Below are 16,819 nucleotides of genomic sequence, written 5' to 3'. Positions count from 1 at the left end.
AGAGTCAGCTTAGTAAAATATTTAACTTTCTGGAACTATCAGACTTGCAGACCACCCCAAAAAGCTATACTTAACGACAGGTCATTTTGGACTGGTGTTTTGAGGACTTTTTACGCCGGTGATGACAGCCCTATATGGTTCTTGGTTCAGCTGGTGGCAGTCGTATCATTCTTCATGTTGCTAAAACGATCATTGCTCACCGGGACTGGCAGTTACCCGTGAATGACGCTGTCAGTTTATCTCACCGAATAAATATGCATGGCTATTATGAGCTTGAGGCTGGAACTGATGCGGAAGAGCTTGTAAAGCCTCTAACAGAGATGGGGTATAAGGTTTCTGTCCGTGATCTTAACAGCGGCCTGCATGCAATTGTTATCAAGGAGTCAGGTTTGGAAGGAGCGGCAGATCCACGGCGGGAAGGTGCTGTTATGGGGGACTGAATATAGTTATTTCCCTATAATGTCCTCTTGCTCATTACGTAGCTTTGGTATTGCCTTTCCACTAAACCAGAAGAATAACAGTGATGATGACGTTATATGATCTTGCAGGCCAGAATGACTCGCTGCGCTTTAGCCCTTATTGCTGGAGGGTAAAAATGGCTCTGGCTCATAAGGGTTTATCTGTTGAGTATCGGCCCTGGCGGTTTACCGAAAAAGACCGAATAGCTTTCAGTAATCAAAAGAAAGTACCCGTTCTGGTGGATGGTGATCATGTGATTCATGATTCCTGGGCCATATTAAATTACCTGGATACGGCTTATAGCGATGAGCCAAAGCTATTTACCGATGATGCAGCGAGAGAGTCTGCCTATAACCTGAAGCTCTGGGTGGAAAATACGGTTCACCTGCCTTTATTAAAAATTCTGATTCTTGATATTTTCGACTGCCTTCATGATAACGATAAGGCGTGGTTCCGGGCCTCTAGAGAGCAACGTCTTGGCATGTCACTGGAGTCATTTTCAGACACATCCGAAAAGGCTGTTCAGGATTTTCGGGCGTTGCTTGAGCCTGTCAGAAAGACACTGGAATGGCAGGCCTATTTGAGTGGTGATCAACCTGGCGGAGCCGATTATTTACTATTTGGAACCTTTCAGTGGGCAAACTGTACCTCTTCAACTCAGCTTTTGTCTGAGGACGATCCGGTTCAGGTGTGGTTCCAGCGAATGCTATCCCTATTTAATTATCTGGCTGAGAGAGCCCCAAGGGCTCATTTAGATGGTTCCCAAGTTCTATGAAGAATGCCTTGGAAGTTGAACTCCTTACGCTACTTTGAAGCAATAAGAGAGTTGCCTGATAAGAATGAGGTGATTTTTTAACGTAATAGGCAGCAGATTCACAGCGTGAATCTGCCGATCAGGTTTTAAGTAAGGCTTGAAGTGAGAGTAAGCCTTATTTTAATTGAAACTGTATGCAAGCTACCGGCAGGCTTTTGCAATTTTTTCAATCATTCTGGTGGTTGAAAACCCTGCTTTATACTTAAGTATTCTGATGTTAACTCCTCTGGCTTCCAAAGCGTGCCTTTCTGTCTGGTTGATAGTTTCAATATTGTAGTCCCCCCCTTTGACATAAATATCCGGGTGGATTGTCAGAAGGGTATCCAGAGCTTCGGTTTCTTCAAAAATAATCACTTTGTCCACGTACTCCAGAGCAGCCAGCATATAAGCCCGTTCCAATTCTGAAATAATGGGACGTTGAGAGCCCTTTAGAGATTTGACGGATGCATCACTGTTAAGGGCTATGACCAAAGCATCTCCGAGTTCACTGGCTTCTTCAAGATACTCCATATGACCCGGATGGAGAAGATCAAAGACTCCGTTTGTTGCAACCAAGATACCCTGAAAACCGTCTTTCCAGACTTTGAATTCTTCAAGTGAAATAATTTTCGTGTTTACCGACATATTGAGTTCATGACCCGGAGGAAATAAAGATGGTTAGAAACCTCGTCAGGAAAAAAGTTCCTGACGGTTTCTGAAGAGATCCAGGGCATCTGGGTTGGCCAGAGCGTCGGTATTTTTTACGGGGCGGTCGTGAATAACTTCACGTACCGCCAGCTCAACGATTTTACCGCTGATGGTTCTTGGTATGTCGGTTACCTGTAGAACCTTGGCAGGAACGTGACGAGGTGTTGTGTTGCTGCGGATGGTGTGAGTGATTTTCCTGATCAGTTCATCATTGAGTGTCACGCCATCACGCAGCTGAACAAACAGCACAATACGGGTGTCGTCTTCCCATTCCTGCCCTACCGCAATGCTCTCGAGCACTTCCTCTACCTTTTCGACCTGTCGATAGATCTCGGCGGTACCAATGCGAACACCTCCTGGGTTCAAGACGGCATCTGCCCGACCATGAATGATGACGCCATCATGCCGGGTCAGCTCGCCGTAGTCTCCATGAGCCCAGACCCCTTTAAACTCGTCGAAGTAGGCGTTGTGATATTTACTGCCGTCGGGGTCATTCCAAAAGCCAATAGGCATGGATGGGAAGCTGGACTGGCAGACCAGCTCTCCCTTCTCTTCGATTAAAGGAGTACCTGCTGTATCCACAAAGTGAACATCCATACCCAGTCCCCGACACTGCAGTTCACCACGATACACCGGCAATATCGGGCAGCCCAGGGCAAAGCAGGAGATGATGTCCGTTCCACCAGATATGGAAGAAAGGCGCACATCGGGTTTTACATCCTGAAACACATAGTCATAGCTTTCGTGAAGCAAGGGGGAGCCGGTGGAGAGAATGGCTTTAAGATGTTCAAGGTTATGGCTGCTGGCAGGTTTGACTCCTGCTTTCTGAAGGGCGGCAATGTACTTGGCGCTGGTGCCAAAAATAGAAACGTTCTCAGCCTCTGCCATATCCATCAGGGTTGATGGTTCGGGATAAAAAGGGGAACCGTCAAACAAAACGACAGTCGCGCCAATAGCCAGTGATGAAACCAGCCAGTTCCACATCATCCAGCCACAGGTCGTAAAGTAGAAAATTGTGTCCTGTTCTTTCAGGTCTGTATGCAGCCCCAGCTCTTTGAGGTGTTGCAGCAGAGTGCCACCGTGACCATGTACGATGCATTTAGGAACGCCTGTTGTACCTGAAGAGTACATAATGAACAACGGATGATTAAACTCGACAGGAACGATGCTCAATGGGTCATTCGATGGTTGGCAGAAATCAGGCCAGAGCACAGCATTGTTGAGCGGCTCGATATTCGGCTCAGGATTGGCAAAAGGCACAACGACGGTCATTTCCAGAGAGGGGATTTTTTGCTGAATCCGCTCTATTTTTTCCATGCAGTTGATGGTTTTACCACCGTAAAAGTAACCGTCTACGGTGAGCAGTAGTCTGGGTTCAATCTGTCCGAAACGGTCCAGAACGCCCTGAATACCAAAATCTGGAGAGCAGGATGACCAGATGGCGCCAAGCGTCGTGCTGGCGAGCATCAAAATAATGGTTTCCGGACAGTTGGGCATAAAGGCTGCTACACGATCACCTTTTTTGATACCCGACTGAATCAACCCCTGCTGGGCAGCCGCTACTGATTGATAGAGCTCCTCATAGCTCAAGGTTCTGCGACAGCCATTCTCTCCTCTAAATATCAGGGCGGTTTTATGATCCTTTCGCTGCAGGAGATGTTCTGCATAATTCAGTGTTGAGTCGGGAAACCATTCAGCACCTGGCATTCTGTCGTTTATTAGTGCAGAGGAGGGTGGTGCATGAAATTGTACCCTGTAGAACTCTGAAAGCAGCTGCCAAAAGGCTGGACGATCTTCGATGCTCCATCGGTAAAGGTCCGAATAATTCTCCAGTGGCAAACCTGTGACTTCTTTAACGCGGTTGATGAATGCCTGAAGATTGGATGATGTTATTGTTTTTTGATCCGGTATCCACAGTGCTGACATAAGCCTTCTCTTCTGGATGCTCTTCTGGAGAGCCTTCTTGATTGGTGAGTTGCAGTTCATCCCGAAGGGTGAATCAACCTGCTTAATGCAAACCCGGCATTTGATCTTGAGGTTATGCCCAGTTGGTCACAAATGAATGTAGCTGCTTTTAGCAGTTCCTCCATATTTACCCCGGTTTTTATTCCCATCCCATGCAGCATATAGACCACATCTTCTGTGGCCAGGTTGCCTGATGCTCCAGGGGCATAAGGGCATCCTCCCAGGCCGGCAACAGAACTATCAATGACTGCAAGCCCTTCTTCGAGCAGTGCAAAAACATTGGCAAGCGCCTGTCCATAGGTATTGTGAAAGTGGGCAGCCAGTGATGATATGGGAATCGTTCTGGAAGTGTGTTCCAGAACCTTTTTGGCTTTGAGAGGCGTACCGACGCCGATGGTGTCTCCGAGGGAAATTTCATAACAGCCCATCTGCCAGAGTTGCCCGGCAACCTCTGCAACAGCGGCAGGGTGTATATCACCATCATAGGGACACCCCATGACACAGGAGACATAGCCTCTGACTTTCAAACCATGTTTTTTTGCGGCTTCCATAACAGGATAAAAACGCTGCAGGCTTTCGGCAATTGAGCAGTTGATGTTTTTCTGACTGAACCCTTCTGAGGCGGAAGCAAATACGGCCACTTCATCAGCGCCAGCGGTCAGAGCCGCCTCAAAACCTTTAAGGTTTGGGGTCAGGGCACCATAGGTGACCCCAGGTTGTCGATGAAGCAGGCCGAAGACTTTATGGGACTCTGCCATTTGAGGAACTGCTTTGGGCGACACAAAGCTACCCGCTTCAATACGCTGCAGGCCGGTTCTGGCAAGATGGTTGATCAGCTCTGAGCGAATCTCAGCGGAGAGTATCTCCGGCTGATTCTGCAGCCCGTCTCTGGCCCCCATCTCAACCAGCGTGACCCTGTCTGGCAGTCGCTGTGAATTGGCTGTGTCACTGGACATCCTTTTGCTCCACTTTATATTGTTTTTATAGCTTATTCGGTGAACGTCAGTAATGGAGAACCTGCGGCAACCTGGTCACCTTCCTTATAAAGTATCCGCTCAACGGTTCCGGGCTCTTTTGCTGTGATGCAGTGTTCCATCTTCATGGCTTCCATCATCAGAAGTGGGGTTCCCTGCTCCACAGACTGACCCTCGTTTACCATCACGCAGGTGATTGAGCCGCTCAAGGGGGCAAGAGGGACATTATCCTGATCTTCTTCATGTTCCATGGGATGGCCAGGAAGTGCAACTTCATGGCTGATATCGGGAAGAATGACTTTCAGTCTTTCTCCGGGGAGAGGGATCACTCTGCAACTCAGCGTGTTATCAGAAGGTGAACCGCCTTTAGTGTGATCAGTAATGCTGATTCCCAGTGAGCAGGATATGCCCTGTGGCTCTGCCTGCCAGTCTGCGGTGATAAACAAGTCATGTTCAGCAAACGAGAGCTGGTAGCCAGCCTTTTGCCTGCTAACTCGAATTTGCCAGCTCTGATCATCAAGGTAGAGCTGTATCAGGGACTCCACATGTAAGTTCGAGCCAGGTTGCTGCTGAAATAAATTATCGTTAACCGGTTTTTGGGCTGCCTGTGTTTCAAACTGATATATAGCTGCAACGGCTAATAGCTGGTGCCGCTGTTCCATTGATACAGGGGGGAATGGGTAATGATCAATAAAGTCTGTGCTGAGTTGGGCTTCAATAAACTCATGAGTTGCCAGCAGATGGGCCAGGAAATCCCGGTTATCACAGATCCCCGCCTGATAATACTGGGCCAGCGCCGTCTGCAGCTGCTCTATTGCTGCTTTTCGACTGGAGCCTCTGGCAATAATTTTTGCCATCATGGGATCATACCAGGCGGTGATGCTGTCACCGGCCTGAATTCCGGTATCAATACGAAGGTTACCGTGGGTTTCTGGCCATTCCAGGGCAAGAATACGTCCAGAGGTGGGCAGAAAATCCTGTCTTGGATTTTCTGCATACAACCGGGCTTCAATCGCATGGCCATGGCAGTGTAGCGACTCCTGGTCCAATGGGAGAGGCTCTCCAGATGCTACTTTTAACTGCCATTCAACCAGATCAAGATCAGTGACCATTTCCGTTACTGGATGTTCAACCTGAAGTCGGGTGTTCATCTCCATAAAGTAGAATTGATCACCATCCAGCAGAAACTCTACGGTACCAGCCCCTTGATAACCGATGGCTTTTCCAGCAGCTACTGCAGCATTACCCATGGCTTCGCGCAGTTCTGGAGTTAGTCCGGGAGCAGGCGCTTCTTCGATCACTTTTTGATGTCGGCGCTGCAGTGAGCAGTCTCTGTCAAACAGGAAAACACCGTTTTCATGTTGATCTAAGAAAATCTGAACTTCGACATGACGCGCTTTCGTGACAAAACGTTCAAGGAGCAGTTTGTCATTGCCGAAGGCTTTTTCTGCTTCACGTCTTGCAGACTCCAGTTGCTGTTTCAAGTTCTCTGAACTGTCGACAACGCGCATCCCTTTACCACCACCGCCAAAAGCAGCCTTGATCAGCAGGGGATAACCAATGTACCCGGCTTCAGTCATCAGCTCTTCGTTACTCTGGTTATCGCCGTGGTATCCAGGAACCAGAGGTACCCCGGCCTCTGCCATGATTTTTTTGGCTTCACTTTTCGACCCCATGGCATCAATGGCCGAAGCAGGAGGGCCTACGAAGATAATGCTTTTTTGCTGGCAGGCTTTGGCAAAACCGGCATTTTCTGACAGGAAGCCATAGCCCGGGTGAATGGCATCCGCCTTTTCCTGTTCTGCGATGGATAATATGTTTTCAATATCCAGATAACTTTCCAGAGCAGGGCTCGGGCCCGCATAGACAGCTTTAGTGGCCATCGTCGTATGGAGTGCCCGATGGTCTGCATCGGAATAGAGGGCAATGGTTTCAACGCCCATGGCATGGGCAGTTTTTATAATACGACAGGCAATTTCCCCACGGTTGGCAATCAGCAGGCGTTTAATCATGGTGTTGCTCCCCTGTTGATGGCTTTCTATTTGCTGATGGCTCTCTCCAGCCGGGCGTTCGCTTTTCCAGAAAGGCGCTCAAACCTTCCTGACCTTCCGGTGACGTGCGAATGCTGGCGATTCGGTCGCAGGTCAGGTCAATCAGGTTTTCGTCAATCGGCTGATTACTGACGTCATCAATTAGTTGTTTAGCCTCTGCCATGGCAACCGGTGCGTTCTGGAGGATTTGATGACAAAGTGCTTCAACCGTTGACGATAAGTCCTGCTCTTTACACCGTTCATGAATCAGGTTCAGGCGAAGTGCCTGTTTGGATGAGATGGTTTCGGCACTGAGAAAATAGCGTCTTGCCTGGCGAGCTCCCATGGCTCGAACCACGTAAGGACTGATTACCGCGGGAATGAGCCCAAGTTTGACTTCGCTCAGGCAGAACTTTACGGATTTACTGGCGATGGCAATATCACAGGCGGAGATCAATCCCAGGGCACCACCAAACGCAGCTCCCTGAATCACGGCTATTGTTGGGGCAGGAAACTGGTCCAGCCGTTGAATCAATCTGGCCAGTTGCTGGGCATCCTGATGATTTTCTTCTTTGCTCAGTGCTTTTGACTGTTTCATCCAGTTGAGATCAGCACCGGTACAGAAATGTTTCCCATTGGACTTGAGTATCAGAAGGCGCGTGGGCATCTGCTCAATCTGATCTAAAGCCTGATGCATTTCTGCAATCAGTGCTTCATTCAGTGCGTTACCGGTTTCAGGCCGATTGAGACAGAGTGTAGCGATCTTACTGGATTGCCCACTGAGTGTTTCTATATCGAGTATCAGGTTTTTGTAGTTCATTGTGATGAGTACTCTTCAGACTTACATCCTGAATATGCCAAAGCGGGTGTCTTCAATGGGCGCATTCATTGCCGCGGAAAGACCAAGCCCGAGGACGTTACGGGTATCCGCAGGGTCAATCACACCATCATCCCAGAGTCGTGCACTGGCATAGTAAGGGTTGCCCTGATGGTCGTAGTTCTCAAGAATGGGCTGACGAATGGCCTGAGCTTCCTCTTCACTTAATGCCTGACCCTGTTTTTCCATGGCGTCACGCTTGACCTGAACCAGTACATTGGCTGCCTGTTCTGCACCCATCACGGAAATACGCGCATTGGGCCAGCTCCAGAGAAACCGGGGATCATAAGCTCTACCGCACATGCCATAATTACCGGCACCAAAACTGCCGCCGATAATTACCGTGAATTTGGGAACTCTGGCACAGGCAACGGCGTTGACCATTTTGGCGCCATGACGGGCTATCCCCCCGGACTCAGCCTGAGATCCCACCATATATCCGGTAGTGTTCTGGAGAAATACCAGTGGTATTTTGCGCTGACAGCACAGTTCAATGAAGTGCGCACCTTTCTGGGCGGATTCGGAAAAGAGAATACCGTTGTTGGCAAGAATCCCGACTGGATGTCCATGAATACGGGCAAAGCCACACACCAGCGTTTCACCAAACAGTGCTTTGAACTCATCAAAATCGGAACCATCAACAATGCGGGCTATCACTTCCCTGACGTTATAAGGTTGTCTCAAGTCCGAAGGGACAATCCCATAGAGCTCTCTGATGTCATACAGTGGCCCAACACTTGGCTGATGATCGTGCAGGCCTTTCTTAACGGAGTTGAGTCGGGATACCGATTGTCGAATCAGGCTGATGGCATGGGCATCATCATTAGCATAATGGTCTGCAACGCCAGACTTACGACAATGAACGTCCGCACCACCCAGAGCTTCCGCGGTAATCTCTTCACCAGTGGCAGCTTTAACCAGGGGAGGGCCAGCAAGGAAAATGGTGCCCTGACGCCGGACAATAATGCTTTCATCGGCCATTGCCGGGACATAGGCGCCGCCGGCGGTGCAGGAACCCATCACCGCGGCAATCTGCGGAATGCCCTTGGCGGACATGTTGGCCTGATTAAAGAAAATTCGGCCAAAGTGCTCGCGATCAGGAAACACTTCATCCTGCCTGGGCAGGTTGGCGCCACCGGAGTCCACCAGGTAGATGCAGGGAAGTTGATTCTGCTCTGCGATGGTCTGGGCTCTCAAATGTTTTTTAACGGTGAGTGGAAAGTAGCTGCCACCTTTCACTGTGGCATCGTTCGCGACAATCATGCACTCGCGACCTGAAACCTGACCAACGCCGGCAACCACGCCTGCACAGGGAACCTCTTCGTTATAGACATTGTCTGCCGCAAATAGTCCGACTTCCAGAAAGGGGGAACCAGGGTCCAGCAACATGGCAATTCTATCTCTGGCCAGAAGCTTCCCTTTGCTGATGTGCTTTTCGCGGGCTTTTTCAGGGCCTCCCTGTTTCAGGTGATCAGACTTCTGCTGCAGCTCATCAACCAGTGCCTGCATTTGACGACGGTTGTCATTAAATTCTGCACTGTCTATGGCTATTGTTGTGGTAAGTGCAACCATGACCAGCTCCCCTTGGTTTAATGTCCTGTTTCCTGGAACAGCTCCCGACCGATCAGCATACGACGGATTTCAGACGTGCCGGCACCAATCTCATACAGTTTTGCGTCTCTTAACAGGCGTCCGGTTGGGTAGTCATTGATATAGCCATTGCCGCCGAGTATCTGAATAGCATCCAGTGCCAGAGCGGTGGCTCTTTCGGCGCAGTAAAGAATGACGCCTGCCGCATCCTTACGGGTTGTTTCACCACGGTCACAGGCTGCTGCAACGGCATAGAGGTAGGCTTTGCAGGCATTCATCTGGGTGTACATGTCGGCAACTTTCCCCTGAATCAGCTGAAACTCACCGATGGACTGACCAAACTGCTTACGGTCGTGAATGTAGGGCAGAACCACATCCAGGCAGGCCTGCATGATGCCGGTAGGGCCTCCTGACAGAACCACCCGCTCATAGTCCAGTCCACTCATCAGAACTTCAACACCGCCATTCAGGTTGCCCAGAATGTTCTCTGCCGGTACTTCACAGTCCTCAAAGACCAATTCGCAGGTGTTTGAACCCCGCATTCCCAGTTTGTCCAGCTTTTGAGCTCTGGAGAATCCCGGGAAATCCCTTTCAACAATAAATGCGGTTATGCCGCGGGATTTTTTTTCAGGCTCCGTCTTGGCATAGATAACGTAGGTGGATGCATCAGGGCCATTTGTGATCCACATTTTGTTTCCGTTCAGGATATAGCGATCGCCTTTCTTTTCGGCTTTAAGCTTCATGCTGACCACATCCGAGCCCGCTCCCGGTTCACTCATCGCCAGTGCGCCAACGGCCTGACCACTGATAAGGTCGGACAGGTATTTTTCCTTCTGAGCATCGGTGCCCATCCGGAAAATCTGGTTTACACAAAGGTTGGAATGGGCACCATAGCTGAGCCCAACGGAGGCAGAAGCTCTGCTGATTTCTTCCATGGCGATGACATGGGCGAGGTATCCCATTTCTGAGCCGCCGTACTGTTCAGATACAGTGATACCCAACAAGCCCATATCACCCATTTTCTGCCAGAGATCCATGGGGAACTGGTTAGTCTGGTCGATCTCCATTGCCCTTGGCGCAATCTCTTTTTCAGCAAATTGCCTGACCTGCTCTCTGAGCATGTCGTTGGTCTCTCCAAGGTTGAAATTCAGCTCTGAGTATTGACTCATTGGTGCTTCCTCACTTTTTTATTCTTATTACTGTATGAGTTTTATGTAACGAAGAGACGATTTAACTCTCGTTTTCCTGCAAGGCTTTAAGGCAGCGGGTTCTGGCTTCGATAAGTTCATCCCGCATCATTTGAATGTCCTTGAGCTGTTGCTCAAGACGCATACTGGACGTGTCAATGGCATCAAGCATTGCCTGGAGCTGCTTTTTATTTCGGGAAGTTGGGTCATACAGCTCAATCAGGTCTCTGGATTCAGCGAGGCTTAAGCCAAGACGCTTGCCCCTGACAATGAGCTTAAGGTGAACACGGTCCTTCTTGCTGTATATGCGCTGCAGGCCATTGCGGCTGGGGCTGAGTAGACCCTGGTCTTCATAAAAGCGTATCGCCCTGGGGGTGAGGTCGAACTCCCGGGCGAGTTCTGAAATTGTGAACGTGGTCTCGGACATTGTTCTGTGCTCTTTATTTAAAGCGCGTTTGTAGACGCTTCGTTTTCTTATTATGACTTGAGTATAGATTCCCTTTACGTAAACGTAAAGCTATCCGAAGAGCTCACGCATGGAACTTTACCGGTTTACTGGCTATCTATAAGCAGAATCATGAATCACTCGTCCCAATGGGAAGCCCATGCAAGATAATCATCCATTCAGTGTATGGAGAGCCAGACTCTGGCCTGTTCATGGCTATGAGTTGAAAAAGGTGATTCCCATGATCTTGATGTTTTATCTGGTTTTGTTTGTTTACACCATTCTCAGGGATACCAAAGATACACTGGTGATTACCGGTCATGGTTCGGGAGCAGAAATTATCCCGTTTCTGAAGTTATGGGTGAATGTCCCTTTTGCCATTCTGTTTACTATTTCCTACGCAAAGTTAAGCAACGTGCTTCGTCGCAATATGCTTTTCTATTTTATCATTTCGGGGTTCATCCTTTTTTTCTGCCTGTTTTCTTTTGTTTTGTACCCCTGCCGGGATGTTCTTCATGCCGATCAGCTGGCTGACTATCTGGAAACCATTCTGCCTCTGGGGTTTAAAGGGTTTATCGCCGTTCTCCGTAACTGGACCTTCTCCCTTTTCTATGTGATGTCTGAGCTTTGGGGAAGTGTTTGTCTCTCACTCCTGTTCTGGGGCTTTGCCAATCATATTACCCAGATATCCGAGTCAAAACGGTTCTATGCACTCTTTGGAATGATGGGAAACCTGGCATTACCAACCGCTGGTTTTTTTGTCTATTACGCCTCTCAGGCACGGGAAACATTACCTGAAGGAACTGACTCCTGGGGGTACTCCCTCAATATCATGACCGGGGTAATAACCATTGCCGGTCTGCTCATTATGCTGGTGTACTGGTGGATTAACCGCTTTGTGGTAACCGATCCAAAGCTTTATCAGGCGGATAATACCGCAGAGTCAAAGCTGGAAAAGTTGAGCCTTTCCATTAAAGACAGTCTGCAGCTGATTATCAGCTCAAGATATTTGCTCTGCATCGCCATGCTGGTTATCTGTTATGGAGTTTGTATCAATATGGTGGAAGTGACCTGGAAGAATCAGCTGCGAATGCAGTACCCATCACCGAATGAATACAATCAGTTTATGGGGCTGTTTTCTACCTGTACTGGGATTTTTACTATCTTCATGATGCTTTTCGTGACTAATAATGTCATTCGACGATTTGGCTGGACCGTGGCGGCACTCTGCACACCTGTTGTTCTGTTGAGCACCGGTTGTCTTTTTTTCAGTTTTGTTCTGCTCCGGGATAGCGTACCCAATGGCTGGTTTATCCTGGGAATGTCGCCCTTAATGATGACGGTTATTCTGGGTGCGTTGCAGAATATACTCAGTAAGTCCACCAAGTACTCGTTATTCGATCCAACCAAAGAGATGAGTTATATCCCTCTGGACCCTGAGAAAAAAGTGAAAGGCAAGGCAGCCGTAGACGTTATTGGTAATCCTCTGGGCAAGTCTACCGGCTCGCTGATTCAGCAGGTCTTGCTGGTTATTTTTGGTTCTCTTTCAGCCATAACACCTTATGTTGCCGTTATTGTTCTGGGTTTCTTTGTCGTCTGGATAACATCGGCCAAATCTTTAGGTACGCGATTCAGGTTACTGGCAAAAAAACACAGTGATGTCGAATAAAAAGAAGCTGCATACAGCTGTGAAACCTGAACTTGTGAGCGCAGGAGTATGTGCTAACTTCTAACTGATTCTAGATCGAAATGATCACCCCTTCTCCCTGCGCTCCTTCATGTGTCCTTTCCCAAGAGTCTCATTATGCTTCTTCTGCGTTCGTTTCTTGCACTTTGGCTACTGCTCGTGCCTGTAATTGCTCTATCCATCAGCGAACTGCCATCACCCAGGCAGAACAATAACCCGCAATGGGACATGGTATTAACTAATCCCAGACCGGTGATGACGTTTTCTGTCAGTGGTCATGACCCCAAGTGGCAATATGAATTGCAAATTGCCAGTGATGAGAAGTTCCGGAATGTGGTTGCCCACTATAAAAATGTCAGACAACTAAATCCGTATTTTGCTCAGGTGCGTGTTAAGCCGGAAAATAAATTGAAGGATGGTCGTTATTACTGGCGGGTTCGTACCCTTAATAAAAAAGCTGCCAGTCCATGGGCAGTCAGTCGTTTTGTTATGGACTATCAGGGATCCAGAACCTTCAGTGGATTTCTACGCGTTCCGGTAAAAACGGTAGAAGTATCTTCCGGAGAAAACCCGAAAAATATCATTGACTGGGACGATCAGGGGCAGCTTACTTTCTGGAACAACTCACCCCTGGGGGTAGGGGAAAAAAATAGCTGGGTAGTACTGGATCTTGGGAAAAAGACAGCACTAAGTCGTTTCTGGATGCTGTCAACCCGCAGTATCAAGCCTGCTGCCGGGTGGCTGGTGGACTTCCAATGGCAGTACAGTGATGATCGAGTCAGCTGGAAAGAGATCAGGGATGCCAGGGTGGTGGGTAATGATACCTATCGTAATATTATTGATTTTAAACCGGTCACTGCCCGTTATTTCCGTTTGCTGATCAATAAACAGAATGCTCTGCAGGCTCAGATCAATACCATCATTCCTTACACCAAAGGCAGCCCATCTGTACCAGAGGTACCGGAAGGAAAATATGTACTTCTGGTGGGTAATCAGATGAATGGTTTTACTTATACCCAGCTGGCGGACTTTGTAGAGAGTAAAGGGTTTAAAACTGTACTGATACCGCACTACGAATTCTCACTGGATGTATTGAAAAAACTGAAACATAAACCCATGGCTATTATGTTCAGTGGTAATAATGCCGACTGGCAGTATCTGCCTATGTTTGAATACTATGGTGAATATGAGGTGATGAGAGAAGTCCGCGATATTCCCATGATGGGCATGTGCGCAGGTAACGAATTTTTTGCCATGGCTTACGGTATTTCATTCGCCCATTGGATGGAGTGGTTTGATGACACAATATTCAGGAAAAACCAGGGGCAGCCAGTTGATAAAGTGACCATCCAGCCACCGTTCACCAGTAATCCGATTTTTGACAATGTCCCAAACCCTTTTCAGGCGGTTGAGATACACAGCTGGTCGGTGAGTGATGAGTTTATCAAGGAACACCAGGATTTCGCTGTGATGGCCAGATCTTCCTATATCCAGGCCATGCATAATGTGAATCGTCCAGTCTACTCAACCCAGTTCCATCCGGCTGCAGTTATTCCCTATAACCAGTCAGGGCCCATTATGGCTAACTTTCTTGAGCTTGCTTCAAAGTGGAAGTTGAATTGAGTCAAGTTGCAGAGTGTGCTGTCCAATAAAACTTGGCACCATTCACAGGGGGACAACGTGTGGATGGTGCATGATGATTCAGATGGAAGATAAGGTGAAGGGGGAGTTATTGATACTTATGCTGTAACTTTAAGGTTGCAGTTCCTTCATCGGTCATTACTTCCAAATGAGTCCCTCTTCTGTGAACAGTGACTTTGCCAATGTAATCATCTTCTCCCCAGCGTGTTGACCGGGGCTTATCCTGCAAATGATCTGTAATTGAGTTGATGGCCGTAGACGCGTATGAATCAGTGATGAAGTGTTTGAAAATACCAAGAACAATATTGGCCATTGATCGGTAAGGGATATCCATATCACTCTCAAGGATGGTCACTTTAGCTCTGTCACTGCCTGTCGGCCACTCCATCAGCAATGAAGATCCAGTGTTAAAACCTTTCCTGTTCACCCATGGAAGTGGGCGAATGATTTTGCTGATCAGCTGCTCTTCCGAATAATAGGCAATGGTCATATAAATCTCGGGACGAGTGAAGATTTCTCCAGTTTTAAACAGGGTGACTTCAGTCAACCAGGTTTGTATTGGCAGATGATCTTCATCAGGCTGTTCTGGCGCTATACTGACAACTTTCTCCACCTCCTTTGGGTTATGAACCAGTCGAATAATTGTATGGGTCTTCAATAGCTCTTTGGCTTGCTCTAAAGGGGTGTCAGTAAAATTGCATTGGTACGTCGTGCACTCTTGTGGAGAAGTACCCCGTGCCTGTTTAGTGGGCCTCCCATTGCTTTTTGATGCTGTTGTATAACCCATAAAAATTTGGTTTTCATCATCAAAAGTGCTGTTATTTTCTGGTTTGTACAGCTTTAACGCCATCAAGGGCTGTGGTGATGTGTTCTGCGCTTGGTAGTGGAAGCATTTTCCCAGGGTTTCGAGTTTGTTGATTCTGGTGTGCAGGGTTCTGAAGAAATCGGCATCAATGAATTTATTGGTGTAAGAAATAAATCTGGGTAAATTGGCAAGATAAATACCATTGCCAATGTCCGGATCAAAATTTTGATTACTGAGCAATTCTGCTAAATCAGTGGTTTTAAAGCCAGAGTTAGTGCTATTGCTGAGGATTTCAATCAGTTGATCCCTTGATACGGTGAACTGGTCTCGCTGTTGCTCAGCAGTCTGCTTTAGAAACTGAATACAGTCAAACTCTCTGGTTACTGAAGCTGATACTGATGAAATGAGAAAAAGGTTGAAAATGAAATGGGTGATCAGGTAGAGATAAATTCTTCTAACCATGACAGGGTCTCTTTTCTTGTGAATGAGTTAAAGCTAATGGTCAGGAAAAATGAATTAAGCTGTTGTTTTGATGGTTATCTTAAATAGGTTTGAAATCTTTGGGTGTCAAATAAAAGTATATTTATTTCCTCGTGCTATATGGGTATTACTCATATTGATTTCATTAATCCTCTATTAAGTTCTACTCTCAAAATTTAATCTTTTAATGAATACCATGAATAAGAAATTGTTGTTGGGAAAAATAATCCTGTGCTCGTTATTAATCTCTGGTTGTGTGACCAATCAAGAGAGCACGCAGGAGACTGGAGAAATTATCTGGTACATTGCTGAACGACCGGTTCCCGTACCTGAGGATATCAGTACCGGATTACGAGACTATATCACGAATACAGTTCAGCCAGATGTAAAAGCGGCCAGCCAATTCAAACCGGGAACCATCATGGAGTGGAGAGACAAAAAGAACAGTGCTAACGCCCGGCGTATCGGCAAGGCTCGAGAATTGATGAAAGTACTGCCAGTTAATGTCACGCTTTCACAAATTAATGGCGTAAATGTTCGATATGTGGTTCCCCATGAGATTGATGAAAGGCATAAGAACCACCTTTTCGTGGAAATCCATGGTGGCGCTTTTTTAGTAAATGGGGGGGATGCTTCCATTCTGGAATCAATGTTAATCGCTACTCGATTGAAGATTCCGGTTGTATCCATTGACTATCGAACGCTTCCAGAGTTTCCGTTTCCTGCAGCATTGAATGATGTTGTCTCAGTCTATCGTGGATTACTTACCGAAAGGCCTGCACATTCGATGATTCTTGGTGGTACTTCTGCCGGTGGAAATCTTGCTCTCGCCTCGTTATTAAAATTTAAAGAGATTGGTATTCCTTTTCCGGGAGCACTCTACCTGGGTACGCCCTGGTCAGATCTTACGAAAACCGGGGATACGCAATATACCAATGAAGGCCTTGACCGCCTGTTGGTGGGAAATAATACCAATTGAATTTTCTAACTACTGTATAACTGCCCAATCACGGGAGCACAGACTGAACAGTCGACCAGCTTCGCTGCAAAGGTTATTCCAAGCTTCACAGCAACAATCTACAATATTTTCATAACCTGAAAATGCTTTGTTTGATAAGTCATGCTCCCGCATCCACTCCCATAGCCTTTCTGAGCTGTTTAACTCCGGTGCGAATGGT

14 protein-coding genes and 1 pseudogene are annotated in these 16,819 nt (G+C 47.6%); 5 read left to right on the top strand and 10 right to left on the bottom strand.

Features of this window, described 5'->3' with window-relative positions; all coding sequences use genetic code 11:
• Positions 1-134: 134 nt before the first annotated feature.
• Positions 135-440 carry a gamma-glutamyltransferase gene (locus AK963_RS16305; protein WP_066016506.1) on the top strand — a complete coding sequence of 102 codons (306 nt, stop codon included), beginning with the start codon at positions 135-137 and terminating at the stop codon, positions 438-440.
• 83 nt (positions 441-523) lie between these two features.
• A complete protein-coding gene (locus AK963_RS16300; RefSeq protein ID WP_139117451.1) occupies positions 524-1,234 on the top strand; it encodes a glutathione S-transferase N-terminal domain-containing protein in 711 nt (236 codons plus the stop codon).
• Between the two features lie 180 nt (positions 1,235-1,414).
• Here the strand turns inward: AK963_RS16300 and AK963_RS16295 are convergent, their stop codons facing one another.
• From AK963_RS16295 to AK963_RS16260, 8 genes are all read right to left on the bottom strand, one after another.
• Complete coding sequence (locus AK963_RS16295; protein ID WP_066016504.1) at positions 1,415-1,897, bottom strand: adenylyltransferase/cytidyltransferase family protein; 483 nt, start codon at positions 1,895-1,897, stop codon at positions 1,415-1,417.
• Positions 1,898-1,942: 45 nt separating this feature from the next.
• Positions 1,943-3,886, bottom strand: coding sequence for an acetoacetate--CoA ligase (locus tag AK963_RS16290; protein ID WP_066016503.1), 1,944 nt, complete (start codon positions 3,884-3,886; stop codon positions 1,943-1,945).
• A 56-nt stretch (positions 3,887-3,942) separates the two neighbouring features.
• Complete coding sequence (locus AK963_RS16285; RefSeq protein ID WP_066016502.1) at positions 3,943-4,881, bottom strand: hydroxymethylglutaryl-CoA lyase; 939 nt, start codon at positions 4,879-4,881, stop codon at positions 3,943-3,945.
• A gap of 32 nt (positions 4,882-4,913) precedes the next feature.
• Complete coding sequence (locus tag AK963_RS16280; RefSeq protein ID WP_066016501.1) at positions 4,914-6,911, bottom strand: acetyl/propionyl/methylcrotonyl-CoA carboxylase subunit alpha; 1,998 nt, start codon at positions 6,909-6,911, stop codon at positions 4,914-4,916.
• On the bottom strand, positions 6,904-7,749 hold the full coding sequence (locus tag AK963_RS16275) for an enoyl-CoA hydratase/isomerase family protein (protein ID WP_066016500.1): 846 nt from the start codon (positions 7,747-7,749) through the stop codon (positions 6,904-6,906). The genes AK963_RS16280 and AK963_RS16275 overlap by 8 nt, the downstream gene beginning before the upstream one ends.
• Before the next feature lie 21 nt (positions 7,750-7,770).
• Entirely contained in the window at positions 7,771-9,378 is a 1,608-nt protein-coding gene (locus tag AK963_RS16270) for a carboxyl transferase domain-containing protein (protein ID WP_066016499.1), read from the bottom strand.
• A gap of 17 nt (positions 9,379-9,395) precedes the next feature.
• Entirely contained in the window at positions 9,396-10,565 is a 1,170-nt protein-coding gene (locus tag AK963_RS16265; protein ID WP_066016498.1) for an isovaleryl-CoA dehydrogenase, read from the bottom strand.
• 61 nt (positions 10,566-10,626) lie between these two features.
• Positions 10,627-11,010, bottom strand: a complete 384-nt coding sequence (locus AK963_RS16260; protein WP_066016497.1) for a MerR family transcriptional regulator — start codon at positions 11,008-11,010, stop codon at positions 10,627-10,629.
• Between the two features lie 178 nt (positions 11,011-11,188).
• Here AK963_RS16260 and AK963_RS16255 point away from each other — a divergent pair, with 178 nt between their 5' ends.
• Both AK963_RS16255 and AK963_RS16250 read left to right on the top strand, forming a co-directional pair.
• A complete protein-coding gene (locus AK963_RS16255) occupies positions 11,189-12,697 on the top strand; it encodes an NTP/NDP exchange transporter (protein ID WP_066016496.1) in 1,509 nt (502 codons plus the stop codon).
• A gap of 135 nt (positions 12,698-12,832) precedes the next feature.
• The gene (locus tag AK963_RS16250; RefSeq protein ID WP_083232704.1) at positions 12,833-14,338 is read left to right on the top strand and encodes a glutamine amidotransferase-related protein; all 1,506 of its coding nucleotides are present in this window, start codon (positions 12,833-12,835) and stop codon (positions 14,336-14,338) included.
• A gap of 106 nt (positions 14,339-14,444) precedes the next feature.
• Here AK963_RS16250 and AK963_RS16245 read toward each other — a convergent pair whose 3' ends face one another.
• A complete protein-coding gene (locus AK963_RS16245; protein WP_066016495.1) occupies positions 14,445-15,623 on the bottom strand; it encodes a hypothetical protein in 1,179 nt (392 codons plus the stop codon).
• Between the two features lie 214 nt (positions 15,624-15,837).
• Here AK963_RS16245 and AK963_RS16240 point away from each other — a divergent pair, with 214 nt between their 5' ends.
• Complete coding sequence (locus AK963_RS16240) at positions 15,838-16,620, top strand: alpha/beta hydrolase fold domain-containing protein (protein WP_238593756.1); 783 nt, start codon at positions 15,838-15,840, stop codon at positions 16,618-16,620.
• A 9-nt stretch (positions 16,621-16,629) separates the two neighbouring features.
• Here AK963_RS16240 and AK963_RS35445 read toward each other — a convergent pair.
• Positions 16,630-16,819: pseudogene (locus AK963_RS35445) on the bottom strand (IS630 family transposase); the annotation flags it as partial.

The sequence above is a fragment of the Endozoicomonas atrinae genome (assembly GCF_001647025.1).
In the GTDB taxonomy this organism is placed as follows: Bacteria; Pseudomonadota; Gammaproteobacteria; order Pseudomonadales; family Endozoicomonadaceae; genus Endozoicomonas; species Endozoicomonas atrinae.
The sequence above is the reverse complement of the archived record's forward strand: the minus strand, read 5'-3'. Positions and strand labels throughout refer to the sequence as shown.